Annotated in this window: 21 protein-coding genes; 14 read left to right on the forward strand and 7 right to left on the reverse strand. The window is 65.1% G+C overall.

The window, feature by feature from the left end:
• Positions 1 to 136: 136 nt before the first annotated feature.
• The 6 genes from A4H34_RS10840 (at position 137) to A4H34_RS02405 (ending at position 4,365) form a co-directional block, all read left to right on the forward strand.
• A complete protein-coding gene (locus tag A4H34_RS10840) occupies positions 137 to 340 on the forward strand; it encodes a hypothetical protein (protein ID WP_156510217.1) in 204 nt (67 codons plus the stop codon).
• The gene (locus A4H34_RS02385) at positions 337 to 636 is read left to right on the forward strand and encodes a hypothetical protein (protein WP_064230944.1); all 300 of its coding nucleotides are present in this window, start codon (positions 337 to 339) and stop codon (positions 634 to 636) included. The genes A4H34_RS10840 and A4H34_RS02385 overlap by 4 nt, the downstream gene beginning before the upstream one ends.
• Positions 637 to 648: 12 nt before the next feature.
• Positions 649 to 999 (forward strand): hypothetical protein, encoded by a 351-nt coding sequence (locus tag A4H34_RS02390; RefSeq protein WP_064230945.1) that lies wholly within the window; start codon positions 649 to 651, stop codon positions 997 to 999.
• Positions 989 to 2,665, forward strand: coding sequence for a putative T7SS-secreted protein (locus A4H34_RS02395; protein WP_064230946.1), 1,677 nt, complete (start codon positions 989 to 991; stop codon positions 2,663 to 2,665). Before A4H34_RS02390 ends, A4H34_RS02395 begins: the two co-directional genes overlap by 11 nt.
• Before the next feature lie 61 nt (positions 2,666 to 2,726).
• Positions 2,727 to 3,218, forward strand: coding sequence for a hypothetical protein (locus tag A4H34_RS02400; protein ID WP_064230947.1), 492 nt, complete (start codon positions 2,727 to 2,729; stop codon positions 3,216 to 3,218).
• Between the two features lie 181 nt (positions 3,219 to 3,399).
• On the forward strand, positions 3,400 to 4,365 hold the full coding sequence (locus A4H34_RS02405) for a hypothetical protein (protein WP_064230948.1): 966 nt from the start codon (positions 3,400 to 3,402) through the stop codon (positions 4,363 to 4,365).
• Positions 4,366 to 4,491: 126 nt separating this feature from the next.
• Here A4H34_RS02405 and A4H34_RS02410 read toward each other — a convergent pair whose 3' ends face one another.
• On the reverse strand, positions 4,492 to 4,764 hold the full coding sequence (locus A4H34_RS02410; protein WP_138587137.1) for a hypothetical protein: 273 nt from the start codon (positions 4,762 to 4,764) through the stop codon (positions 4,492 to 4,494).
• A gap of 388 nt (positions 4,765 to 5,152) precedes the next feature.
• Between A4H34_RS02410 and A4H34_RS02415 the strand changes: the two genes are divergently transcribed.
• From A4H34_RS02415 to A4H34_RS02425, 3 genes are all read left to right on the forward strand, one after another.
• Positions 5,153 to 7,093: a trypsin-like serine peptidase gene (locus A4H34_RS02415; RefSeq protein ID WP_064230949.1), complete on the forward strand. Its 1,941-nt coding sequence runs from the start codon at positions 5,153 to 5,155 to the stop codon at positions 7,091 to 7,093.
• A gap of 214 nt (positions 7,094 to 7,307) precedes the next feature.
• Entirely contained in the window at positions 7,308 to 9,077 is a 1,770-nt protein-coding gene (locus A4H34_RS02420) for a hypothetical protein (protein WP_064230950.1), read from the forward strand.
• A complete protein-coding gene (locus A4H34_RS02425) occupies positions 9,074 to 9,505 on the forward strand; it encodes an RNA-binding S4 domain-containing protein (protein ID WP_064230951.1) in 432 nt (143 codons plus the stop codon). The genes A4H34_RS02420 and A4H34_RS02425 overlap by 4 nt, the downstream gene beginning before the upstream one ends.
• Positions 9,506 to 9,579: 74 nt before the next feature.
• Here A4H34_RS02425 and A4H34_RS02430 read toward each other — a convergent pair whose 3' ends face one another.
• Entirely contained in the window at positions 9,580 to 11,031 is a 1,452-nt protein-coding gene (locus A4H34_RS02430; RefSeq protein ID WP_064230952.1) for a heparan-alpha-glucosaminide N-acetyltransferase domain-containing protein, read from the reverse strand.
• A gap of 155 nt (positions 11,032 to 11,186) precedes the next feature.
• Between A4H34_RS02430 and nrdF the strand changes: the two genes are divergently transcribed.
• The 3 genes from nrdF (at position 11,187) to A4H34_RS02445 (ending at position 15,388) form a co-directional block, all read left to right on the forward strand.
• Complete coding sequence (nrdF, locus tag A4H34_RS02435; RefSeq protein ID WP_064230953.1) at positions 11,187 to 12,164, forward strand: class 1b ribonucleoside-diphosphate reductase subunit beta; 978 nt, start codon at positions 11,187 to 11,189, stop codon at positions 12,162 to 12,164.
• A gap of 514 nt (positions 12,165 to 12,678) precedes the next feature.
• Entirely contained in the window at positions 12,679 to 14,373 is a 1,695-nt protein-coding gene (locus tag A4H34_RS02440; RefSeq protein ID WP_064230954.1) for an Ig-like domain-containing protein, read from the forward strand.
• Positions 14,374 to 14,794: 421 nt separating this feature from the next.
• Positions 14,795 to 15,388 carry a low molecular weight protein-tyrosine-phosphatase gene (locus A4H34_RS02445; protein WP_082903012.1) on the forward strand — a complete coding sequence of 198 codons (594 nt, stop codon included), beginning with the start codon at positions 14,795 to 14,797 and terminating at the stop codon, positions 15,386 to 15,388.
• 43 nt (positions 15,389 to 15,431) lie between these two features.
• On the opposite strand, the gene A4H34_RS02450 is transcribed toward A4H34_RS02445, so the two are convergent.
• The 5 genes from A4H34_RS02450 to A4H34_RS02470 form a co-directional block, all read right to left on the reverse strand.
• On the reverse strand, positions 15,432 to 16,769 hold the full coding sequence (locus A4H34_RS02450) for an ABC transporter substrate-binding protein (RefSeq protein WP_064230955.1): 1,338 nt from the start codon (positions 16,767 to 16,769) through the stop codon (positions 15,432 to 15,434).
• A 262-nt stretch (positions 16,770 to 17,031) separates the two neighbouring features.
• On the reverse strand, positions 17,032 to 17,949 hold the full coding sequence (locus A4H34_RS02455) for a carbohydrate ABC transporter permease (protein ID WP_231870923.1): 918 nt from the start codon (positions 17,947 to 17,949) through the stop codon (positions 17,032 to 17,034).
• Positions 17,942 to 18,823 carry a carbohydrate ABC transporter permease gene (locus A4H34_RS02460; protein ID WP_009197957.1) on the reverse strand — a complete coding sequence of 294 codons (882 nt, stop codon included), beginning with the start codon at positions 18,821 to 18,823 and terminating at the stop codon, positions 17,942 to 17,944. Before A4H34_RS02460 ends, A4H34_RS02455 begins: the two co-directional genes overlap by 8 nt.
• On the reverse strand, positions 18,823 to 19,500 hold the full coding sequence (locus A4H34_RS02465; RefSeq protein WP_064230956.1) for a hypothetical protein: 678 nt from the start codon (positions 19,498 to 19,500) through the stop codon (positions 18,823 to 18,825). The genes A4H34_RS02460 and A4H34_RS02465 overlap by 1 nt, the downstream gene beginning before the upstream one ends.
• A gap of 210 nt (positions 19,501 to 19,710) precedes the next feature.
• Positions 19,711 to 20,508: a FadR/GntR family transcriptional regulator gene (locus tag A4H34_RS02470; protein WP_064230957.1), complete on the reverse strand. Its 798-nt coding sequence runs from the start codon at positions 20,506 to 20,508 to the stop codon at positions 19,711 to 19,713.
• Positions 20,509 to 20,574: 66 nt separating this feature from the next.
• On the opposite strand from A4H34_RS02470, the gene A4H34_RS02475 reads away from it, so the two are divergent.
• Entirely contained in the window at positions 20,575 to 22,185 is a 1,611-nt protein-coding gene (locus tag A4H34_RS02475; RefSeq protein WP_064230958.1) for an ABC transporter substrate-binding protein, read from the forward strand.
• A 232-nt stretch (positions 22,186 to 22,417) separates the two neighbouring features.
• Positions 22,418 to 23,377 (forward strand): ABC transporter permease, encoded by a 960-nt coding sequence (locus A4H34_RS02480; RefSeq protein ID WP_064230959.1) that lies wholly within the window; start codon positions 22,418 to 22,420, stop codon positions 23,375 to 23,377.
• Position 23,378: the final 1 nt, after the last annotated feature.

Raw genomic sequence — 23,378 nt, forward strand, 5'->3', positions numbered from 1 at the left:
ATTGCTTGTGGGAACACAATTTGCTTTGACACTCGGAGCCCAGACGGAAGCCGCACGCTCGGTCAATGAGTCCGCAAATGACTTCGCTGACTTGCTGAAGCAATTTGGCGAGAAACTCGAAGGAGAGGTGTCTCCTTTGGCCTTTTCGGCAATCGAGACATTCGGGGAGGGAGTCGGCAAGTGGTTTGAAGCGGCCAAACCTTTCCCGGAAGGACTGGTCAACTATTCCAAGGCGCTGGCGGCAGTCGATTCGACGACGGCGGAGACGGACAAAAAGTCGACTGAGGAGTTTTCCGCCGTCTTTGAGGAAATAGCCGCATTGATGGGAGGCGACGAATGAGCGAGAGAACCTTCAAATACAACGAGGCCTCACTGGCCAACCTGACAACTTTGGTTGAAAACATGAGCGCGAATGTGGAAGATCTCATTTCCACTGCGCGAAAGAAGACCGACGGCCAAATCGGAGCGTGGAGCCGGGAGTCTTCCTCTCGGCAGGCTCAGATCGCTTTCGATCAGCGGCTGGGGAATCGCACGGAAAGTTTGACGCAGGCGCTGGATGAAGCGGCCAACGCTCTGGGCGACATCAAAGACCTGGCCCACAACACAGAAGTTCGCAACGTCGCCGTCATGGACTAAGGGGCGAGAATCATGCCCAGTTATGATTTCGAAGTGGACCTCGAGTCCCTCATAAACGCTTCGACGAAGGCCAGCGAGGCCGTCAAGCAAAAGAAAGAGCAGGACGTAGAGGACGTCGTTCCCACGGAGAGCGACGTCGGAAGCGACACCGTTTGGAAGGCTCTCGACGATTTCCAGGATCGCTGGGAACGCGGAATCAACGACATGACCGATGACATCGAAGAGGTCGCCGGACGCCTGGGACAAGTCGCCACGAACTACGTCGACTTCGACAACAAGGCGAAAGAGCGCATGCAAAAGTTCGCCGAGAAGACCGACGGCCTTGAAACGACGGAATTGATAGGAGAGCAAGATGGGAATTGAGCATACCGGCGCGCCGACCTTCTCCATCTCCGGAAGCCCCTCGGCGATACGCGAGAAGGCGACGACGATGCGTTCGCGCGCCAACCAGTACCAAATTCTGTCCCAGTCGTTGTCGTCTCTGTCCACAGACGGATGGACCGGACGGGCAGCCGACCGATTTCGTGAAAAGTTTTCCGTGGAGCCTGGAAGGTGGCAGCAGGCCGCCACGGGTTTCACGAACGCGGCAGACGCGCTTGATCTGTATGCGACGTCGTTGGAAAACGCCCAAACAACCGCCTCTGACTGCAAGACCAACTACGACGAGGCGAATCGGATCACCAAAGAGGCTCGCGAGGAATACGATGCCGACGTCGAACGCGGAAAGCAGGAGAAGCGCGAATGGGAGCAGGTGAACGGTCCGGGGACGTACAATCTGACGATCGAGCCCTTCTCCGACCCCGGTGAATCCATGCGAAACCAGGCCGTCTCCGATTTCGATTCGGCGGTCAGCACGTTGGAGACCGAAGCAGAGACTTGCGCGAGTACGATACGAGCCTCGTGCGAGGGCGCCCCTGAAAAACGCAACTGGTTGGAGACCGGGGTGGCCGCCGTCGGAGAGGTCCTTTACGGTGCCTTCGAGGCATGCCTAGACGTGGGCAAGCTCCTGCTGGATTTAAATGGGATCAGCCTGCTCTTCGATGATTTGATCCCCTTCCTCACGGGAGAGCTCACTGCCGAGGAACTTGCGATGAAATTCCAGCTGCGGGGCGAATCTGTGGTCGCCTTCGGGAAAGCCCTGTGGGAAAACCCCCTCGAGGTGGGAAAAGAGATCGCAAAGGGGGTGCTCGATTGGGACACGTGGGCGGACAATCCCGCTCGCGCCGTCGGCCACCTGGTTCCCGACATCGTTGTGGCGGTTGCGACGGCAGGCGGCGGCACGGCGGCCACAAAATCGTCGTCGCTGCTGGCGAGGCTGGGCGCCCACGCGGACGACGTCGGCGACGTCGCAGGCGCGGCCCGCCGTGTGGACAGGGCCGCCGACGCCGCCGAGACTTCCCGGAAGCTCGACAAGCTGGATTTCACGGACGTCGGCAAGCCGCCAAAGGACTTCTCGCCGAAACCCGGCCTGACCAAAGAGGGGTGGGAGCACAGCGTCGACGAATGGACCGGGAAGGTCTCGGAGGCCAACCCCGGCCTAGACCAGGACTCCGTCAGAGGCCTTCACCGCTACACGGTCAATGAGGGTTACACTAACATGAACGGCGCCCTGCGCAGCGGGGGCGGATCGCCGGAGACCCATAAGCTGATTGAGGATGCGACGAGGGCCCTCGATCGGCTGCCGACCCCCGAACCGGGAGATTTGCACAGGGGGACGGCGTTGCCCAAGGGCGTGGTCGACAAGATGCTCGACGAGGGCGTTTTCTCTGACCCCGCATTCCTCTCCACGTCGCGAGATTCCTCGGTTGCCGCACAATTTGCGGAGACGGCCGCCAAAAATTCTCCCGACAACATCCCGGTCGAGTTCAGGATCAAGAACGGCACGGCGCCCGACATCCAGTCATTCTCGGCCTACGCAAATGAGGCAGAGCACCTTTACAAGCCCGGGGCCAAGTTCGACGTCGTCGAAATGGTGGAAAAGCAGTTCGGATCCAAGCAAGGTTGGAAGGTCGTCATGAAGGAACAGTAGTGCTCGATTCTCCATTCCGAACGCACTTCACCCTCAATGAGCCAATGAAAGAGGCGAAGCAATGACAAGCGACGATTTGAACCTCGATGCCTTCCTCAAGGCGCTTCTCAGCCTTCCTCCCGCTCCGGGCGTGAGCTTCCGCGGGTGGGTCCATCCGGCCGACCTCGGGACGGTCGACGTGGCGACGAAGCTCCTGACTGCGGCGTCGGTCGACATAGCGGTTGCCACCGCGGGTTTCACGACGTCGGAGCTGGGAATCGTCGTCGGGCGCACGGGCCGCGATCTCGGAGCCTTTTCGGCGATGCCCGAAGCGGAGGAAATCACGTACGCACCGGGCAGGATATTCCGAGGTTATCCCGTCGAGACGGTCGACGATCTCAGCGTGCGAGTCTACGAGGAGTGGGTGATCGGCGACGGCGGGCAGCCGGTCTCGATGGGAATCGACCCGAGCGAAGTGGTCGCCATGGTCTCCGCGACGATCCCGAAGGCCAGAGGCAAGGAACTCGCCGTTCCGCGAGAATACTGCAAACGCTTCACGTCCCCGCTCGAGTGACGCGTGCGCGGTCTGCCTATGCGGCGCCCGGAGGGGCGAGATCTGTCAGCGGCGGGAGAGGCCAACGCGATCGCTCCCTGAGGGGGCGCGCGAGCGGCTTCTGAAAAGACAAGCGGGGCCGGGGCTGGAAGGGCCGTATGCGAGCCCCACATGAAAGATTCGGAGAAGGAGAAGTGCACAGATGTCTGATTCCAAGGCAAAGCCAGAGGGGGCTGAGGACGCAGTCGCCGTCAACGGCGTCGTCGATGGGCGGCGGATATGGATCGAAGAGGAGCCCTGGTATCTTTTCGACGGAGCCTTTCCGGTGCGCTTCGAGGACGGGGCTCTCGACTGGAGGCGGCTTAGCGAGTCCGAACGCGAAGAGGTGGTGCGAGTAGACGCCCACATGCGCGGCTTGTACGGAATCGCGGACCCGGCTCCGCGGGTGCCCGCTCCCGCGCCCGACGTCCCGTGCGACCTGGGCTGGTTCATGCCGATTTCCACGCGCAGAGCCCTGATGGACAGGCAGGGGCGCGTGTGTGAAGGCCGGCTTAAGGGATATCACGAGGTCGCGGGGGAGGGGCGCTTCGCCCTTGAGTTCGCTCTCGACGGCGAAAGCTGGTTTCTCCTCAGAGCTGACGGGCTGCCGTGGGCCGCTTCGAGGCATGCCCGCTACTCACGCGTGCCGTCGGTTTGGGTCGATGTGGACATGTGGCGATACGAAGGCGGCGATTTCCTGGAGATCGGAATCGACGTGGAGCGCCCCGAGAAAACGGACCGCGGACGGTTGAGGACGGTCTACATCGAGCGGTGGCCCGACGACGAAGCCAGGTACGGCACGTGCCCGGGTGCGGGCGAGCCTCGCGAAGTTCTGACGCCGATACGCTGGGACGGGCGCGTATGGTGGCGAAATCCCCGATGGTGGGAAGGCATGTTTCCGTCAAATGAGAGCGGACGCGGGATCGACTACAGGGGCCTTGCTCCGACGCAAAAGAAGACGGAGGGGGCCGTTTCGGCCTATTGCAGTGCAATAAGGCTGTGGGACGAACCCATCGTCCACTACACCCGAGAGCGCCAGGCCCGATGGACCGAGCCGATCGGCCCGGGCGTGACGCTCGAGGATCTGCGCAGGCACTACGAGTCGATGGGCTTGGAGTCGCCCTACTGAGTGCCTGAAGCACTCTGCCAAGAGCATGCGGGCGTCCTGGCGCGGATTCAGGCCCTCCGCGCCCGACGATCTGAAAGGCGCCCCGCGGCCGACGATCTGAAAGGCGCCCCGCGGCCGACGGCGGACTCAGGCGCCGGCAGACTCTTCTTTCTCGTCGTCGCCGGGCTTTTGCTCCGCGCCCGACTTCAGACCTTTGCGCGGCGTCCTTCCCTTGCGATCAGGCTTTCCGGCCGGCTCGACGCAGCGTTCGGCAAGGTCCGCCTCGATCAGGAGCCTGCGGGCACGGGCCAGCCTGCGTTGCGCCGCGAACAGCCTCACGAGCGCCACGGTGAGGAAGACAGACGCGACGGCCGCCGTCGCGAAGAACAGCGGCGAGGCGATGAGCTGCAAGACGCTCACAAAGTTGTTGAAGAACACTGAGGGCTCCAGACGGTCGGTGCGTTGCTGCGGTGTGACAACAGCCAAACATATTTTGCACGTTCATTTCGGCCAGGGAAAACCGCCGCTCCGAAGACGCACCGGCCAAGGGGCGCATGGGCACGCGGCCAAAAGGAGGGCACGCGGTCAAAAGGAGAGCACGCGGCCAAAAGGAGGGCGCGCAGGCCAAAAGGAGACACGCAATTCTGAGGCAGAGGCGTCGGCGGGCCGAGAGGAGGCACTAGAATGGATCGCTGGGAAGGCATCGCCGCACGACGCCGCGAGTTCGCTTTGCGAAGCCGACGCGCCGCCGGGGAATTCCTCGGGCATGCGCGACGTTGAAGCCAGCGGCGTCCAAACAGGAGGGCAGATGGCGAGAATCACAGGGTGCAGGCGGATCGTGCTCGCCGTGGTGTGCGCGTGCCTCATGCTGGCGGGCTGTTCCCGGCCCATTCTCAAGCCGCCTGTGCCTCGTCCGCTTTCGGAAGGCGGGCGGGTCGCCCTCGACTCCCGCGCCAAGCGCCACGTGGGCGGCAACGGCTTCTGGACCAGGGACAGGCTCGCCCGGGCAGTCAGGGGCGGCGGCCCGGACCAGCAGAAGCAGCCGTCGGCCCAGGCAACCCAGCTGCCCGCTTCGGCCCTGAACGACCCCAAACTTTCGAACGTCCAACTCGGCGAGGGGACGGTGGGCGTCGGCGAGAACTTCATCGGACTGCCGCAGACGGGAACCTTCTTCTACCGCACGGGGCCGCGCTCGACCGCCGAGTACCACACATGCTCCGGCTCCGTCGTCAATTCGGCTTCGGGGACGATCGTCGTCTCCGCGGCGCACTGCTGGTACAACGTCAACGCCCAGTCGGTCGTGTTCATCCCCCAATTCTCGTGGGTGAACGGCCGGGCTCGAACGCCGTACGGAGTCTGGGAGATGTCCGGTTCCACCATCCACATCGACCCCCGTTACGAGAGCGAGGGCGACGACGGCGTCGCCTACGACGTCGCCGTCCTCAGCGTCGCCCCGAACGTCGCCAACCAAACGATCCAAGAGGTGACGGGCGGGTTCGACATCTCCCTCGACGCGCAGATCGCCCAGCCGAAGGTGGAGATCGTCGGCTACCCGGCCGACGACTCCAGCAATTCGACGTACACCGCCGCCTACCCCCGCCACTGCCTCAACTCGACCTCCGAGTACCAGGAAGCGGGCACGTCTTTCTTCAACATCAAATGCTCCGGAATGGCCAGCGGCGTCTCCGGCGGGCCGTGGCTCGTTCCGAAGACGGTCAACGGCGTGACCAAGTGGTGCATGGTCGCCGTCACGGGCGGCGGCCAGGACGGCGGCGGATACACCGACGACGAATCCGTGGGCGTGCGCATGTCCGGATTCGTCACCGAGCTCATCGCGAAGGCCGAGGCCTTCGACATGTCGAAAGCCGGCGACTGGAGCGGCGCGCGGCTCATGGCGGCCGGCAACTTCGGCGCCGTGGACGGCGCCGACGACCTCGTCGTCTCCTGGCGCAACGGGACGATGGACGTCTTCCTTGGCTCGGGCAGCCTCACGTTCCCGTTCATGGCCTCCCGGAGGGTCTCGCGCGGGTCGTCGTCGAACCTGCCGCCGCGGATGCTCACGACCGCGGACCTCGACGGCTCGGGCCAGGACGACCTCGTCGCCCTTGGGCAGGACGGGAAAGTCATGATGCTCCAGGACCCGGGCTCGAGAGGGCCCCGCCGGCTGATGCATCTCAACCCCCACGATCCGCTCGAATGGGTTCAGGCACGCCAGATCATCGGCGGCGACTTCAGCCCGGACGGCGACCACAAGAGGGACGACCTCCTCGTTGTGTGGGCCGACGGCACGACGAGCGTCTATCTTCACGTGTCCAAACACGGGCTGGCCCGGGACAAGCCGTGGCCCGTCCGCGGCCTCAAGGGCCTGGTCGGCGACGAAGGCGGCGCGAACGGCCCGCTGGCGAGCGGGATCGACGGCGTCGTCGCAGCGGGGGACTTCGGCGGCGGCCGCCTCACGGACGTCATGGTGGTAGGCAAGGACCGCAGCGGAAGGTTCGCCGCGTGGCTCATCACCGACGACGAGCCGAAGGGCGGCCTCCCGGTTTATCGTATCGCGCCCTATGACATTCGGGCCGCGGGAATCGATCCGAGCCAGGTCAAGGCGCTCGCGGCGGGGGATTTCGACGCCGAGGGAACGGGTTCCGACGTCGTCATCGACATGCGGGGATCGCGGGTGCTCATGCTCGCCAACGTGAAGGCTGGCAAGAATCCGACGCCCTCCGACGTGACGGCGGTCGTCAGCCGGTGACCGCGTCGGCGGCCGTGCAGGCATCGGCAGGCCGGCGGACGAATGCCGTCGACGGGCTTGGTTTCCGGCTCGCATGCCCAGGATTCGCGTGCCGCCTAGGGAGCCGCGCATCACTTTTGGGGACCCGTCGCCAGAGATTCGGTTCGCAATTTGTTGCAGACCGTGAAACAGTAGGGAGGTCGGCTCGCAAGGTCCTCCCGGAAGGAGAATGAGAATGACCCGTAGGCCGTTCGCGCGCACATCGGCCGCGTTCGCGGGTCTTCTCATGGCCCTCGGGGCCTGCGGCCAAACGCCGAAGCCGACGTCGCCGTCCGGCGCGGGAGCGTCCACGACGGAGACCGCCCCCGCGCCCACCCTTGCCGCCCTCAAATACGCACCGAAAATTCCGGGAACGGCCGCTCTCCTCGAACGCAAGGAGAGCGGCCCCGGCGAACTCGCGGGCGTCGTCGTCAGCGGAAAAACGGTGGTCTCTGTGCACCACGACTTCAAGGCGAAGAGCTCGGAGCTGGCCGGATACGTGCCGGGCGAGGCGAAGGCCTCGTGGAAGAAGACCGCAGACGGATGGGTCGACTGCGTCGGAGACTCGCCCACCGTGTGCCTGGCCTCGAACTACGAGGACGGCGAATGGTCGGTGAGCGATCCGCGCATCCTCAATCCGGCCAGCGGGCGGTTCAAAGACCTCAGCGTCGGCCCCGCCGGCACCTTCCAGTTCGTCGGCGTGCGCGAAGGGGTCGCCTACTTCCTCACCTGGGACGGAACGAAAGACGTCCACGTGACGGGGTTCGACGCCGACGGCGCCCCCGTCGCGGACAAGAACTTGAGAATCGCCGCCCCAAAGGTCGCCGCGCCAGAGACTGAGGGGGCCGAAAGGAAGCCCTCGGCGTCGGCGGGCGAAAAGGCTTCGCCGACCCATGGAAAAGCATCCTCCTCCGCGGCCGCCAAGCGGCCGAAGACGCCGCGGGCTTCGAGCGCTTCGCCTTCGAGCGGCAACTCGCCGTCGCGCGCCGGTTCGTCCGGCTCTCCCTCCGACGCCGCTTCGCCTTCGAACGGCCCGTCGTCGAACGGCGTTCCCTCCGGCACGCCGCCGCAAAAGAAATCCGCGCACAGGCCGGCGGCCAGGCCTCCGGTCTCCCAAGCCACGGGAATTCGCGCGCAGATGACCGGTTCTTACCTCGTCGTGCGGACGGACTCTATGTCAGGCGTCTACTTCACCCGCGGAAATCGCTTTGTCAGGAAGGATTTCGACGGCGCCTGCGCGGCGCTCAAGGACGGAGTGGTCTGCGAAACCGAATCGGGCCTGGTCGGAATCGGCGCCGGGGCGGACGACGCGTGGGAACTCGAAGCCGACGTGACCGTGCTGAGCTCGGCAGTCGAGTCCGACTCCAGCCTTGCGGACGCCGAAGCGGACATGCGCTCGCGGCTTGGCCGGGCCAGTGGCGCGGGCGACGCGGCGCCTGGCGAGGACGCCGAGGCTTCGGCGTCGCCGACGCAGTCACACGAGGCCGGCGGCGACGCGGCGGGCGAAGGCACGGCGGGCGAGGGCTCCTCCACCAGTTCGAGCGACGCGGCGCACCCCCTTCCCCCGGGCAAGCGGTACTTGGCCTCGGGGCCGAAGGCGCCGGTGCTCCTTTCCGCCGGCGACGGGAAGCTCTCGATCGACGGCAAGCGCAGCACAGTCATCGGCGAGGCGAAGGTCAAGGGCGTGGACCTCAGCCACGACATCGCCGTCGTCAACGTCGAAACCCACGGCAAGTCTGCGGGCGAGTCCAAGGCGCCCGCCATCGTTTCGTCGATCCTCGTCGACGGCGACGGCGCGACGGTCGCCGGAATCGACAAGACGCGCGCCGACCAGCTGCTCGCAGAGGCGAACGGAGGCGACGCGCTGCGGCCTTACGGCTTTGCCTGGCAGGGGAGCCGTTTGGTCTACACGGACCTGACCGAGGCGGTCATAGGCGTGTATCGAACCGCGGAGAAGGGCAAATGACGGCGCGGCGAGACGACGGGCGAGGGCCCGGCACGAGCGGCGGCGAACAGACGAAAGTCCGCGTGGACGTTTGGCTGTGGAGCGTGCGCCAATGCAAGACCCGCTCGCTGGCGACCTCGGAGTGCAAAGCCGGACACGTCAGGGTGAACGGCGAGACGGCCAAGCCCTCGACTCCCGTCCGAGTCGGCGACGAAGTGCGTTATCGGTACGAGGGATTCGATCGGATTCTCAAGGTCACGGGCGTCATTTCGAAGCGCACGAGCGCGCCCTTGGCGCAGGCGTGCTACGAGAATCTCACGCCGGAGCGCCCGCGCGTGCGCATTCCCGTGATGAGGCGCGAGCCCGGAACCGGCAGGCCGACGAAGAAGGAACGGCGCGAGCTCGACAGGCTGTTTGGCCGGGACTCCAACTTCGGCCGCCTCGGCTGACGTCGCTGGCCGAGAATGCTGCGCCAATCAAAGGGCGGCGCGGGGAGAAGGATCTGGCGGTCCGGGAGAAAGATTTAGGACTCCGCTCTGGCTGGGGAAACCGTGTCTGGCGAACCCGTGCCCTCAGCCCCGCTCGGCGGCGCGATTCGCTCCGCCGAGAGCAGGCCCGCGACGTAGTAGGAGAAGCGCCACATCGCCCACTCCAAGGGCCCGCGTCTGTAGAAGAGGCGCCACAGGCCGCATACGATCAGGGCGCCGACGGACATCCACAGCACGGCCTCCCAGCTGTTGTTCGCAAGGTCCGGCATCGTTCCGAGGATTACGAGATGGGTTGCGTAGACAGTCAGCGACATGGAGCCGACTGCGGCAAGCGGCCGAAGCACGTTGCGGGAAGCCCGGCCGATGAGCAGGCACAGCCCGGTCAGCGCGATCGCGAAGCCTCCCGATCCGACCACTTCGAACACCGTGTTGGCGTGAGGGTTGGCCGTAACCAGCTGCGAGGCTGGGTCGAAGGCGACCGGCGCCCAGTCGAAGGCATGCTCGCGCTGATCGCTGTCGGGGTCGGCCGGAGGCGGATCCGCCTGGCCGTCCGACGACGAATCGGGGGAGACGTGGCTCCCTCCGCTTTCCTCCGTCACAACGGCCCCGCGCACCTGCAGAGTGTCTCTGGAGTCGAACAAAGTGTGCGTGAGGACGTAGCTCCCCCCGTACCCGAGGACCATCAAAGCCGCTCCCAAGGCGACGAGCTTCGCCTGGTGCCTCGCCTCGGCGATGCATGACTTGCCGATCGCCATTCCCGCGAAGATGAAAGCCATGTAGACCAGCCCCGGGTAGTTCCCCGCGATGAGCATCGTCCATAGGAACGGGTCGTTCTCCTGAGCGACAAGCCCGAGCGAGGCCGTCACCCATACGATTGCCACAGAGAGAATCGGGCCGACGACGGCCGTTGCAGCCGCAGCCGTCCACAGCTTGCGCACGCTCCACGATGTGAAGGGCAGGGCCAAGACGAACCAAACGGCGTAATAGCTGAGGACGACGATGACGGGCAGATTGAGCAGAGACGTCAACATCGAGAGGAAGACGAGCATGAAGGCTCGTCCGACGATGCGCTTGCGCGCAGTCGCCATCCGCTCGCCGGTGTAGGGCGCGTCCCTGCCCGTGAGGAGGGACAGCGATATACCTGCGACCAGGGCAAAGAGGATGACGGAGCGCCCGTTGGGAATGTCCGACAGGATTGAGTGGGCCGAGGACCACCTGTCGTCGCCGTCGCCGATCGGCGCGAAGTTCACGTAGATCATTCCCAAGACAGCCAGGCCTCGCGCGACGTCCAAACCGCCGATTCGCCCGAGCCGTCGGGTGGTTTCCCCGCCCGTGGACGCGGAACTGCCGCCCGGGCCGTCCGCCGCCGAATCTTGCGGGTCGAGAGCGTCCGGCTCCTCCGGCAGGGAGGCCTGCGTCTGAGCGGCGGCGTCGGAGTCTCCGGCGTCGTCGCTTGGGGAAAACGAAGCGGGCTCGGTGATGCTCATGGCACAAGTCTAAGGGAGCAAAAGGGGTGAGGGCTAAGGCTTGCGTGCGGAGGCCTGCCGGGCGGGGTCCGCCGGGCTGGCGCGTCCGTTCCATTGCGCGCCGCGACGTGGAAGAATGTCGGGGTACAAGCGGGCAACCCTGAACGAGGAGAATCATGACGCCGCCGAAGATCAAGCTGGTCGATTCCGTCAAGGCGATCAACTGGAACCGAATCGAGGACGAAAAGGACCTGGAGGTCTGGGATCGCCTCACCGGCAACTTCTGGCTCCCTGAAAAGATTCCGCTCTCGAACGACATTCCTTCGTGGAGCACCCTCAAGCCCCACGAACAGCAGATGACCACCCGCGTGTTCACCGGGCTGACGCTGCTCGACACCGTGCAAGGAACCGTGGGGGCCGTTTCGCTCATTCCCGACGCCGTCACCCCGCACGAGGAAGCGGTTCTCACGAACATCGCCTTTATGGAATCAGTTCACGCCAAATCGTATTCGTCGATATTTTCCACCCTTATATCCACTGAAGAGATCGACGAGACTTTCAGGTGGTCGGAAGAGAACGAGTATCTTCAAAAGAAAGCCAAGATTATCCTCGACTACTACCGAGGTGAGGACGCCGAAAAGCGCAAGGTGGCCTCGACGATGCTCGAATCTTTCCTCTTCTATTCGGGCTTCTACGCTCCGATGTACTGGTCCGCGCACGCCAAGCTGACGAACACGGCCGACCTCATCCGCCTCATCATTCGCGACGAAGCCGTCCACGGCTACTACATCGGCTACAAGTACCAGAAGGCACTGGTCAAGGCCTCGCAGGAGCGGCGCGACGAGCTGCAGGAGTATGCCTACAGCCTGGTGATGGACCTCTACGACAACGAGGAGCTTTACACCGAGTCTCTCTACGACGAGATGGGGCTGACCGAGGACGTCAAGATGTTCCTGCGCCACAACGCGAACAAGGCCCTGAACAACCTCGGGTACGAGGCGCTGTTCGGACCGGACCAGACCGCCGTCAACCCGTCCATTCTCGCGGCCCTCTCGCCCAACGCAGACGAAAACCACGATTTCTTCTCCGGGTCGGGCTCCTCCTACGTGATCGGCACAGCCGAGGCCACGACCGACGACGACTGGGACTTCTGAGGGGGCGAAGCTCCCGGCCCCGCGGGTGGCGATTGTCACTGCCGCCGCGGGGCTTGATTTTTTCTTCGAGCACTCCGACGCCGCCGCCCGAGGTTGACGACTAATTCAAACAAAACCCCTGTTTTTCTTCTGGGCGTTTTCGAGGCGTCCACCCAAAGTGGCTGGCCGGCTCGGCTTGTGGGAGGACGAGCGAAACCTTTGTTTTCCTTACTCTTGACGTAGTCGCTCCGGTTCACGCACTTGGAGCGGCCTTCCGCGGCCCGTGTGGGGATGCGGGCCGCGGGGCGGTGCAATTCGACGTCGCCCCGCGCGGCCTAGGAGGGTTTCTCCGTAGATCGTTCGGAATTCTCGCAGGCGCCTTGTGACTGACTTTACATACGGGCAGAGTTCCCCATAGCCTCGGCGGGGCTGAAAAAGACCGTTTAATCTACGATTGTCCTATGCCATGGGAACCATTCCCCACACGTGTCGACATTTGAATAACGCCCATGGCTTAACACGCAAGGACAACTTCATGACAACTTCCTCACCAATTGGGGTCCGCCGGAAAACGCCGGGGATCTTCACGCTCATTTGCACGCTCGCGCTGAGCCTCGGTGCGCTTCTTTCCATGCCCACCGCGGCGAGTGCGAATGAAGTCAAGGTTGTAACCGGCATCACGGTCGAGAACACGTCGCGCGACAGCCAGTCGACGCCTTACCACGTGTGGGACATCACCAAGGTGAAGTTCACCGTGGACACGACCGGATCCGGTGCAAAAGCCGGCGACACCTTCACCATCGGCCTGCCCGACTCGATGCGCACCCAGATCACGTCGTTCCCGATGTACGCGAACGACGGCAAGACCGAGGTCGCCAAGTGCACGGTTCCCGGCGGCGCCGGCCAAACGCTGACCTGCACGTTCACGGACTACGTCAATTCCCACCCCGACATGCAGGGCGGAGGCTGGGTTCGGACCCAGATCTCCAAGTCCGAAGGGGTCGGCAACTTCACGTTCAAGGTTCCCGGAAACCCGATCGTCGTCGGGATTCCAGGCGGAATGATCAAGCCCGGCGACCTGCGCGGACTCCCCGAGAAGGCCTATAAGCAGGGGTGGGTCGAGGGCGAAGTCAGCCCCAACCTCTTCTACTGGAGGATCTGGGTCAACGCCGGAGCCTACGCCAACAGCGGGCAGATCACGGTCAACGACACCTTCAGCGCCGACCACGGCGGGTACAAGCTTTCGGACGAGTCCGGACGGCAACCCGTTCTGCGCGTGTGGAAGGATTCGAAGAAGTTCGAATCCGGGGCCGACGCCGACGAGACGATCAAGGTCGGCCAGAGCGTCGGCGGCGGAACCTTCCAGTTCCAGCCCAACGAGAAGGGCTTCGCGGCGAGCTGGCCCCGCCAGGACGGCTACGTCTACGAGCTCGGCTACTACACGGTCCTCAAGGACCCCTCGCAGGTCAAAGTCGGTGACGCCATACAGAACCACGCGAACGTCAACGGTTCGGACGTCAAGAGCGACGCTGCGATCGCGACCCTCGGCGCCGGGAGGCTTGACGGGGCCGGCTTCGGCTCCATCAGCGTGACCAAGGCGCCGCTCACGGGCGACGCGGCCTCGCAGGTCGACGCCGCGAAGGAGTACACCGTCAAGGCCAGCTACACGGTCGGCGGCAAGGAGAAGTCTGACACTCTCAGCCTCAAGGCCGGCGGCCCCGCCAAGACGATCGGCTCCCTCCCCAAGGGCACGAAGGTCACCCTCTCCGAGATCAAGCCGACCGACGACGGAGTGACCTGGGGAGACCCCGTCTTCTCCTCGAAGGATTCGAACGTCAAGGTGGCCGACGGCGGCAAAAGCGCCGTCGTCACCGTCGGCGACAGGACGCTCACGTCCGTCGTCGTGACGAACAAGGCGAACCGGGTCGCCACGCCTCCGGCGCAGACTACGCCTCCGACGCCGATCGCGCCGCCGACGACGCCGGGCGCCCCCGTGCCCCCGGTTCCCTCAACCCCCTCGGTGACGCCTTCGACTCCGACCGCGACGCCTTCGACTCCCGCAGCGACGCCTTCGACTCCCGCAGCGACGCCTTCGACTCCGACGGCGGCGCCTTCCAAGCCCTCGCTTCCCGATACGGGTGCGGCGGTGCTCTGGCTGGGAGTCATCGGCTTGCTCGCCGTGGTTGTGGGCGGAACCCTCATGTTCCTCCGCAAAAGGGACAAGGGCTGAGGCAAAAGTGCCAAGGTTGAGGCCGAACTAAGGGCCGACGCCGAAACTGCAAAGGCTCGGGCGGGCATCGCACGCACTTCGGAACCGCTCTGAATCGGAAGGCGCCGAGACGCTCCGAGCCAGGCGACGAAAGTCCGATGCAATTCGGGCCGACCGGCGGGCTCCCCGCAAGCGCATCACGCGCTTGCGGGGAGCCCGCCGAATAGTCGGTTCCCGGAAGCGGGGGCGCATTTTGCAACTCTTTGGCGCTGGTAGGGCAGGCCGTCGCGAACAGCATTAAGTCGGGGGCCGCGGGCGCCGTCTTTCGGCTCGGTTTCGCGCTGTGCCGGCGACGGCGAAACTCCCGTGGGAGAGGGAGAAAGCGGCCAACCGGACGGCCCAGAGTTCGGGAGGGCCGCGACGCTGCCGATATCATTGGCCCATGCCTACGAAGATTCAGCGCCAGCTTGCCGCCAACCCGCAGATTCTCGTCGTGTGCACGGGAAACATCTGCCGCTCGCCGATCGGCGAGGTCGTGCTGCGCAACAGGATCGAAGGAGCGGGTCTGGCCTACGGCGTCGCCAGCTGCGGGGTCTCGGACGAGGAGCGCGGCAATCCGATCTATCCTCCCGCCGCCAGGGTTCTCCGCGAAGCCGGGTATGCCGTCCCCGTGCGCAGCGCCCACCGGGCGACGCGGCGCGAACTGGCCGAATCTGGGCTCATTCTGGCGATGACGACGGGGCACGCGCGGGCCCTGCGGAGGATGTGCGCCGACGCCGGGGTCGACGGCGCCCGAATTCACCTGTGGCGAGAGTTCGACGGGGCCGGCCCGGGAGTCGCGCCCGACGGCTGCTTCGGTCCGGGCGGCGCGCTCGCGGACGGGAAAGAGACCCGGGGCCGCTCCGAGTTCTACTACTCCAGCGGCCGGTGGGACGTGGCCGATCCGTGGGGCGGCGGGCCCGAGGAGTATGACCGCACGTTGGCGCAGGTCGAGGCGGGCGCCGACGGGCTGATCGCCGAGCTCACGCGGGGCTGACCTGACTGAGGCGGGGACCGCCAGCCGGGCCTCGCGCGCCCGCTCATTTCATTTCCTTGTTGCCTGCCTCCTGGGCCTTCTTCAGCCCCTCGGGGACCGGATAGGATCCGAGGAAGGTGTCGAGCAGCAAGGGAGTGTAGGCCTTGGTCCCCGCATTGACGGACGGGCCGACGGGCGGCTTCGTCGTCGTTCCCCTCGACGCCTCGACGAACGCCGAAACGTCCACGTTCCTCTTCCTCCAATAGTCGACGAAGGCCGACTGCGCGGCCACGGCCCCCGGGAAGGAGACGCCGCGTTCGGCAAGGGGCAGCTGGCCTTCGGCTGAGCCCAACCATTTGAGGACCTTTGCCGTGGCCGCCTTGTGCTTCGTTTTTGCGTTGCCGACGGCGGCGACCCCGTGAACGGTGGATATGCGGCCCTTCGGCCCGGCCACCATGGGGGCGATGCCCCACTTGAAGCCCTTGGCGTTGTCGGCAACCTCCTTGAGGTTGTACGGGCCGGATTGGAAGAGGGCGAGCTTTCCCTTGACGAACAGGTCTCGGGTGGAATCCCCATTCGTGTTGGTGTCTGCGGCGGGCGGCGCCACGCGGTGCGCATTGATCATCGCCACGAGGTAGGAAAACGCGTTGTTGCCTCGAGGCGAGGCGAAGGCGAATGTGCCGTCGGAGGCCTGGTATGTCCCGCCGGCCTCGGCCAGGAAGGGGAGGTAGACGGCCTGCATGTCGGCCTGCGCGTTGAACCCGTAGGTTGCGATGTTCTTTGCGTCGAAGCCGTCCTCGCCCGGATGCCTGCCGCTCTTGTCGACGGTGAGTTTGCGCGCGGCCCCCAGGAGGGTGTCGCCTTCGCCCGCGTCCGGCGCCCACGTGAGATCCGAGGCGTCGACGCCCGCGGCCTCGACCGCGTCCTTGTTGTAATACAAGGCGATGGAATCCCACAGCTGCGGAACGCCCCACAGCTTTCCTTTGCGCGTGTAAAGATCGACGACGGGCTTCTGCCACTCCTCGTGGTCCGAGCCCACGGCGTCCTCGACGTCCATGAGGTTGCCGTTGTCGGCATACTGCGCGTAATTCGAGGAGTTGACCCAGTAGACGTCGGCCATGTCGCCCGAGGAGATGTCGAGCGGCAGGCGGTCCCAGTAGCGGTTCCAGGAAACCACCTCGACTTTGACGTCGATTTCGGGGTTCTTCTTGCGGAACTCCTTGAACGACTCCCTGTAGGCGGCCGCTGCCTCCTGATCCCACACGCGGAAGGTCACCCGCGTTCCGTCCGAGGAGTCCGAGGAGGAATCGGTCGGGGAGCATGCGGCGAGGGCGAGCGTCGCCGCCGCAGCCAGCGCGGCGAGCTTCCTCTTTTTGCGTGTGAAGAGTCCATGGGGCATCATGGGTGTCCCTTTCGTGACTCGCTCGAAAATGCGGTGTTCGAGGAGGTTGAATGCGGTGATCTTGTGTCTTTTATCCTATAGAACACATTGGGCAGTTGTTGTATTCCATCCAGCGCGCCGCAGTGATTACTGATACGTATGCGATGTTTGTTTCTTTTCGGTGGCCCGTGTGTTCATTGCATGCCGGGCTCGCACTGCGGACCACGTCCGCTCCGGTCGGCAGGGCCGCGGCGCGAATCGCGCGAGCCCGGCGCCCGGCGGTTCAGTGAAGCCCCGAGATCCCCAGGGATCTGACAATCTGGCGATGGAAGACGACGTAGAGGACGATGAGGGGCGCAAGCGCCAGGACGGTCGCGGCCATGACAAGCGTCCACTCGTCGGAATGCTCTTGCTGCAGCGCCTGCGTGGCCACCGTGAACACGTGCCACGTCGGTTCCGGGGCGATGATCGACGGCCACATGAAGGAGTTCCACTGCGAGACGACGGTGATGAGCAGGAGTGTGGCCAGAATCGGGCGATTCATGGGAAGCATGATCGACCAGAGGGTGCGCCAGTGGCCTGCGCCGTCGAGCTTGGCGGCGTCGAGCACGTCGCTCGGAACCCCCTGGAAGTTCTGCCGAAGGAGGAAGATCGCGTAAGGGGAGCCCAGAAGGAAGGGGACGACGAGTCCCGCGAAAGTGTTCTTCAGCCCGGCGTGGGTGAGCGCGGCAAACAGCGGGATCATCGTGACCACCGCCGGAACCATGAGGGTTGCGACGTAGGTCCAGAAGATGAACTCCCTGCCGGGAAATCTCAGGCGCGCGAAAGCGTAGGCGGCTAGCACGGAGCAGACCATTTGGCCGACGGTCAAGACCGCGACCGCCTGGACCGTCACGGCCAGCGGAACCACGAAGTTCGCACGGTCCCCGAACAGCGACGTGTAATTCTCGACAGTCGGGGAGGACGGCGGCGAAAGCGGGTCGCCGCCGGCGAACTCCTCCGGGCTTTTCAGGCTGGTGAAGACGGAGAAGACGAAAGGTGCGACCGTCAGGATCGCCCCGGCGGCGAGAAACGCGTAGGTCGCCAACGTCGCCGCCCACCAGCTTGCCCGTTTGCGCGTCCGCCTGGCCGGCGATTTCGGCTCGGCGGAGATCTGCGCGCCGCGTGCGCGCCCGGCGGCGCCTCGCATGTTCTCACTCACGTTCGTACACCGTCCGTTTCGAGAAATGGCGCTGCTGAATGAGGGTCGCCGCCACGACGAAGACGAGGAGGACCACCGCCATGGCGCTCGCGCGCCCGATCCGGTTGGGGGCGCCGAAGGCCGTCCGATAGATCTGCGCGGCGACGACGTCCGTGGTCCCGCCCGGATAGCCCGGGTTTCCCCCGGTCAGCCCGTAGACGAGGTCGAAGGCTTGAAAGGAGGAAATAAAAGACGTGACGAGCACGAAGAACGTGGTGGGGCGCAGCATCGGCAGGCGTATGCGCGTCAGGAGCCTGACCGGCCCGGCGCCGTCGAGCTTCGCCGCCTCGACGACGGACTGGGGAATCGCCTGCAGGCCGGCGAGGAAGAACAGCGAGATGTAGCCGACGTTTTGCCACACGTAGACGAAGGCGACGGTCGGCAGGGCGAGGGAGGCGTCGCTCATCCATTCGACTCTGTCGCCGACAAGTGCGTTGACGAGCCCGTTCGAGGGGTCGAGAAGCCATTTCCACACGATTCCCAGCGTGAGGGGAGCGCAGACCCACGGCAGGACGTAGAGCACTTGGAAAACGCCGGATCCGGGGAGCTTGCGGTTGAGGGCGACGGCGATGAGGAGGCCCGCCGTGACCGCCGCAGGGATCGCCATGAGGGAAAAAGCCGCGGTGACGAGGATCGAACGCCGGAATCCGGGGTCGCCGAGGATGTGCGCGTAGTTGTCCAGGCCGACGAAGCGCGGCGGCGATATGAGGTTCCAGTCCGTCAGCGAGGCGAGGAGGATGAAGAAAATCGGCGCGACGAGGAAGAGCCCCACGCCCACGAGAGAGGGGGAGAGCATGGCGAAGGCGGTCAGCCTCTCGCCGCGGGCCCGAGCCACTAAGCGGTCACCGTGAAGATCGTTCCCAATGCGACCGTGATGCCGAGCAAACACGTCGATGCGAGCATTCCCCCGGCCCACCCCGGCTTCGGCGAAAGCGGGCTGCGGCGCATGGGCAGGATGGGCGCGTCCGATTTGAGCTTGCGCGGCTGCTTTTTGAGCTGGGCCATGAGCTCCTTTTGGCGCGCGGAAGGCTCGTCGACGGCGGCGAGCTCGCCCTTGCCGGGCTCGACCTGCTGGAGCGCCAGAAGGGTCCCGACCTCGGGGTCCTTGGCGTGCTTCTTGCGCATCCCGCCGAGGGTGACGATCGATCGAAAAGGCTTCGCGCCGTCGACCGGCTGGACGACGACGGGGACCCTCAGGCCGCGCCTGGTGAGCCTCGACTCCACGGACTCCGAGGTGGCGAGGGTCCGCGCGACGACGGGGGCTCCCAGGCCGTCTTTCGGCCGCACGATCCAAGGGGCGAGGAAGAGGAAGGAAAGCCCGAACAGGAGAAGGCCCACGTACAGGACGTTGCCGCTCGTCAGGCGGTCGCCGTAGGCGAGGACGGCCACAACCGTTCCGATGCAGTTGCCGACGAACAAGCCGGTTCCGGCGCGCCGCAGATTGTCGATGGGGCGGCTCGCGGGAATGACGGCGGAACTCAGGACGTCCCGGACGGGGTGTTGTGTAGACATGCGGCTCCTCGATCGAAGGGGTGGCTCCAGTCTATGCCCTGCCCGCCGCTCGATTTCGCGCGGCGCAGCCTTCGCGCGTTCCCGGAAGCCGCCGCCGCACCGCTCGCGCTCGTGCGGTCGCGCGCGGGCTGCCCTTGCTTAGACCGAGCCTTGTTCTGGCTGCGCCGCCCGGACTGAGCCTTGCTTGGGCTGCGCCGACCGAAACGAGCGCTACTCGGGCTGCGACTCGGCCGTGCGCCGCCTGGCGAGAATCTCTTCGAGGGGCCGGTAATGGGCGCGAACGGCCTTTCTGTACCCCTTGAGGTCGCCGGCCTCGGCCGCGTCGAGGATCGCGCGGTGCGCCCGGGCGGTGGCTTCCAGCCCGGCCTCGATGTGCTCGGCGAGGTCGGGGATCACCGCCATGTGCACGAGCCACAGCGCCGAGACCATCTGCTTGGCGATGGAGTTCCCTACGGCGTCCAGGATCCCCGAGTGGAAGGTTGCGTCCTCTTCGAGATACCGTTCGCCGGCGGCGGCCTTCTCATCCATGGCGGACACGGCCGCGTGGAGCACGGGGTTCTCCGTCCCCTTGAGCGCCGCGACGACGTCGGCCGAGATTCCCAGGTCGAGGTACTTCCGCAGGGCGACGACGTCGGCCAGGGAATCCGCCCCGGAGCCCGAGGTGAGCGAGGAGCGGAGAATCAGCGTGTCGACGAGGGGGCGCAGGGACATGTCGCCGACGAACGTGCCGCGCCCCTGATGGACGCGGACGATGTCGAGGGCTTCGAGCTTTCGCAGGGCCTCTCTCACGGACGAGCGCGAGACTCCGAGCTCGGCGCAGAGGACCGCCTCGGTGGGCAGCGGGGAGCCGGGCTGGAGGTCGTGGGAGAGGATGTAGGCGCGCACCGCCTGCATCGTTGCAGTGGAGCGGTTGACGAAGGGCGTCGCCGCGGCGGATTCGCCCCGCGGATCTTGGAATATGTCAGACGACTCGGCGATGATCTGTTGCAAGAATTTGTCAGACATCATATGCTGAGTATACGCGATACCCTTAGGGGGCGCACCGCTCACTACACTCAATGGAGAGGAATACCCATGAATCGCAAGAGGTTTGGCGCGAGGGCACTGGCCGTGGCGGCCGCGTGCACGCTCGCGCTGAGCGCCTGTGGAGGCAGTGGAGGCGCCTCCTCGACGTCGAAGTCTCCGGCTCCGACGGCCGCTCCCTCGCCTACCGACAAGCTCCTGACGGGCGGCGACATCAAAGCCGCGGTCGCCTACGAGACGAACAACTACCATCCGTCGTCGACGTCTTCGGCGTTGGCGCAGGGCGCGAATTGGCACGTCGTCGAGGGGCTCTACGAACTCGACATGCACACGTACAAGCCGTACAAGGCCCTCGCTGCCACAGACGACCCGGTCAAGGTCAGCGACACCCAGTACGAGGTCAAGCTCCGCGACGGAGCGAAGTTCTCCGACGGAAAGCCCGTCACGGCCGACGACGTCGTGGCCTCCTTCCAGCGTTCGATGAAGGAAGGAAACATCTATCTGCCGATGCTCTCCTTCATCAAGGACGTGCAGAAGAAGGACGACACGACCGTCTCAATCAACCTCAACTACCCCTTCTCGCTGGTCAAGGCCCGCCTCTCGCTCGTCAAAATCGTTCCGGCCGCGGCCTCCGACGAGGCCCTGACCTCCAAGCCGATCGGCACGGGCCCGTGGGCGTACGAGGCGATCGATTCGACGCACATCGCCTTCGCCCCCAACCCGAATTACAACGGCTCCAAGCCCGCCAAGGCCAAGCACATGGAGTGGAAGATCCTCAAGGACGACACCGCCCGGGTGACCGCGATGCAGCAGAAGACCGTCTCCGTCATGGAGTCGGTGCCCGCCGAGTCCGCCGACCTCCTGAAGTCCGCCGGCGCCGAGATCACCGAGGTCCAGGGCTTCAACCTGCCCTTCCTCATGTTCAACACGAAGAAGGCGCCCTTCGACAACCCGAAGGTTCGGCAGGCCCTCTTCTACGCCGTCAACACCGAGAAGCTCATTGACCTCGGCACGTCCGGCACGGCGACGGCGGCGTCGTCCTTCCTCCCCGAAACCCACCCGAACTACCACAAGGCTTCGACCGTCTACAAGTACGACCCGGAGAAGGCCAAGAAGCTCCTCAAGGAGGCCGGAGTCAAGAACCTGCACTTGACGCTCCTGACCACCGACCACACGTGGATCACCAAGCTTTCGCCGCAGATCGTCGAAGACCTCAAGGCGGTGGGCGTGACGGTCGAGCTGAAGGCGCTCGCCTCCAGCTCCCTTTACAAGGACTACACCGACGTCGACAATCCGAATTTCGACATGGTTCTGGCCCCCGGCGACCCGTCGGTTTTCGGCAACGACCCCGACCTTCTCATGAACTGGTGGTACGGCGACAACAGCTGGACCCAAAAGCGCACCCAGTGGAAGGATTCCGAGGGATACAAGAAGCTTCACGCAGCGCTTGACAAGGCCGTCCGCGCGACGGGCGACGAGCAGCAGAAGGCGTGGAACGAGGCCTACGACATCGTGGCCAAGGACGTCCCCCTCTACCCGCTGTTCCACCGCAAGGTCGTGACCGCCTACTACCCGAAGAAGGTCTCGGCATACGCGCCGATCAGCACCACCGGCATCGACTTCGTCGGCGCCGGTGCTGGCAGCGAAAGCGGAGCCAAGTGATCTGCAGGGGCGGCGGGCAGCCGCTCGCCGCCCCTGTCCTTGGCGCGCCTCTGCCTGTGCCCGCCGCCCGGCTCGCCCGCCGCCGGGCCAGGCCCGGCGTTTCCCGGCCCCTCGCTTTACCAGACCAACCATCACATCGTCATGACGCGTGCGGCCCGCAGCGGCCGGACGCTCGCAACCACCGTGCGTCAGGCGGGCTTTGCCGGCCGGTGCGCAACACCAGGAGATCCTCGTGAACAATCTCGTGAGACTCATCGGACGGCGCCTCGTCGCGCTGCCGATCATGGTTCTCGGCGTGACGTTCCTCGTGTTCTTCCTCATGTCCTTCTCGAAGATCGATGAGGCTTATACGGCCCTCGGCGAAGGAGCGTCTCAGAAGGCGCTGGAGGAATACCGCGAAAGCCACGGCCTCAACGATCCGTTCTTCGTTCGCTACGGTTCCTTTCTCTGGAACTTCTTCACCAAGGGCGACCTCGGCAGCTACGGCGCCAATCGCGCCCCCGTGAGCGACAGAGTCGCAGAAGCCTTTCCGGTGACGCTTCAGCTCACCTTCCTCGGCCTGCTGATCGCCGTCGTCATCTCTGTGTTCTTTGGCGTCGTCGCGGCCCTCTACCGAGACCGGTGGCCGGACAAGGCGATTCGCGTCTTCTCCATCGCGGCCATCGCGACGCCGTCGTTCTGGCTGGGCGTCCTCCTCATTTTGGCCTTCGCCATCAACAGCCCGATCTTCGACGTTTCGGGCGAGCTCGTCCCCTTCAGTGAGGATCCCGGCGCGTGGCTCAACCGAATGCTGCTGCCGGCGTTCGCATTGGGCGTGCCCGTGGCGGGGTCGCTCACCCGGGTGATCCGCACAGCCGTCGTCGAAGAGCTCGACAAAGACTACGTGCGCACGGCCATCGGGGCGGGAATCCCCAAACGCGTCGTCGTCTCGCGCAACGTGCTGCGCAACGCCCTCATCACGCCGATCACGGTCCTGGGCCTGCGCATCGGATACCTCATGGGAGGCGCGGTCGTCATCGAGATCATCTTCAATCTCAACGGCATGGGACGGGCGATCCTCGAGGGCGTCAAAGAGAACTACCCGGCCCTCGTGCAGGGAGTGACCCTCATCGTGGCCCTGTCGTTCATCGTCGTCAACATCCTGGTCGACATGCTCTACGTCCTCGTCAACCCGCGAATCAGGGAGGTCTGAG

Origin of the sequence: Peptidiphaga gingivicola (genome assembly GCF_001652275.1) — a bacterium.
Classification (GTDB): Bacteria; Actinomycetota; Actinomycetes; order Actinomycetales; family Actinomycetaceae; genus Peptidiphaga; species Peptidiphaga gingivicola.

What these genes read in the sequence shown, in the direction of transcription:
- A4H34_RS02425 (WP_064230951.1), top strand. Translation starts at nt 9,074, where the DNA reads ATGACGGCGCGGCGAGACGACGGGCGAGGGCCCGGCACGAGCGGCGGC.
- A4H34_RS02390 (WP_064230945.1), top strand. Translation starts at nt 649, where the DNA reads ATGCCCAGTTATGATTTCGAAGTGGACCTCGAGTCCCTCATAAACGCT.
- A4H34_RS02445 (WP_082903012.1), top strand. Translation starts at nt 14,795, where the DNA reads ATGCCTACGAAGATTCAGCGCCAGCTTGCCGCCAACCCGCAGATTCTC.
- A4H34_RS02415 (WP_064230949.1), top strand. Translation starts at nt 5,153, where the DNA reads ATGGCGAGAATCACAGGGTGCAGGCGGATCGTGCTCGCCGTGGTGTGC.
- A4H34_RS02475 (WP_064230958.1), top strand. Translation starts at nt 20,575, where the DNA reads ATGAATCGCAAGAGGTTTGGCGCGAGGGCACTGGCCGTGGCGGCCGCG.
- A4H34_RS02430 (WP_064230952.1), bottom strand. Translation starts at nt 11,031, where the DNA reads ATGAGCATCACCGAGCCCGCTTCGTTTTCCCCAAGCGACGACGCCGGA.
- A4H34_RS02405 (WP_064230948.1), top strand. Translation starts at nt 3,400, where the DNA reads ATGTCTGATTCCAAGGCAAAGCCAGAGGGGGCTGAGGACGCAGTCGCC.
- A4H34_RS02450 (WP_064230955.1), bottom strand. Translation starts at nt 16,769, where the DNA reads ATGATGCCCCATGGACTCTTCACACGCAAAAAGAGGAAGCTCGCCGCG.
- A4H34_RS02420 (WP_064230950.1), top strand. Translation starts at nt 7,308, where the DNA reads ATGACCCGTAGGCCGTTCGCGCGCACATCGGCCGCGTTCGCGGGTCTT.
- A4H34_RS02400 (WP_064230947.1), top strand. Translation starts at nt 2,727, where the DNA reads ATGACAAGCGACGATTTGAACCTCGATGCCTTCCTCAAGGCGCTTCTC.
- A4H34_RS02470 (WP_064230957.1), bottom strand. Translation starts at nt 20,508, where the DNA reads ATGATGTCTGACAAATTCTTGCAACAGATCATCGCCGAGTCGTCTGAC.
- A4H34_RS02385 (WP_064230944.1), top strand. Translation starts at nt 337, where the DNA reads ATGAGCGAGAGAACCTTCAAATACAACGAGGCCTCACTGGCCAACCTG.
- A4H34_RS02395 (WP_064230946.1), top strand. Translation starts at nt 989, where the DNA reads ATGGGAATTGAGCATACCGGCGCGCCGACCTTCTCCATCTCCGGAAGC.
- A4H34_RS02440 (WP_064230954.1), top strand. Translation starts at nt 12,679, where the DNA reads ATGACAACTTCCTCACCAATTGGGGTCCGCCGGAAAACGCCGGGGATC.
- nrdF (WP_064230953.1), top strand. Translation starts at nt 11,187, where the DNA reads ATGACGCCGCCGAAGATCAAGCTGGTCGATTCCGTCAAGGCGATCAAC.
- A4H34_RS02465 (WP_064230956.1), bottom strand. Translation starts at nt 19,500, where the DNA reads ATGTCTACACAACACCCCGTCCGGGACGTCCTGAGTTCCGCCGTCATT.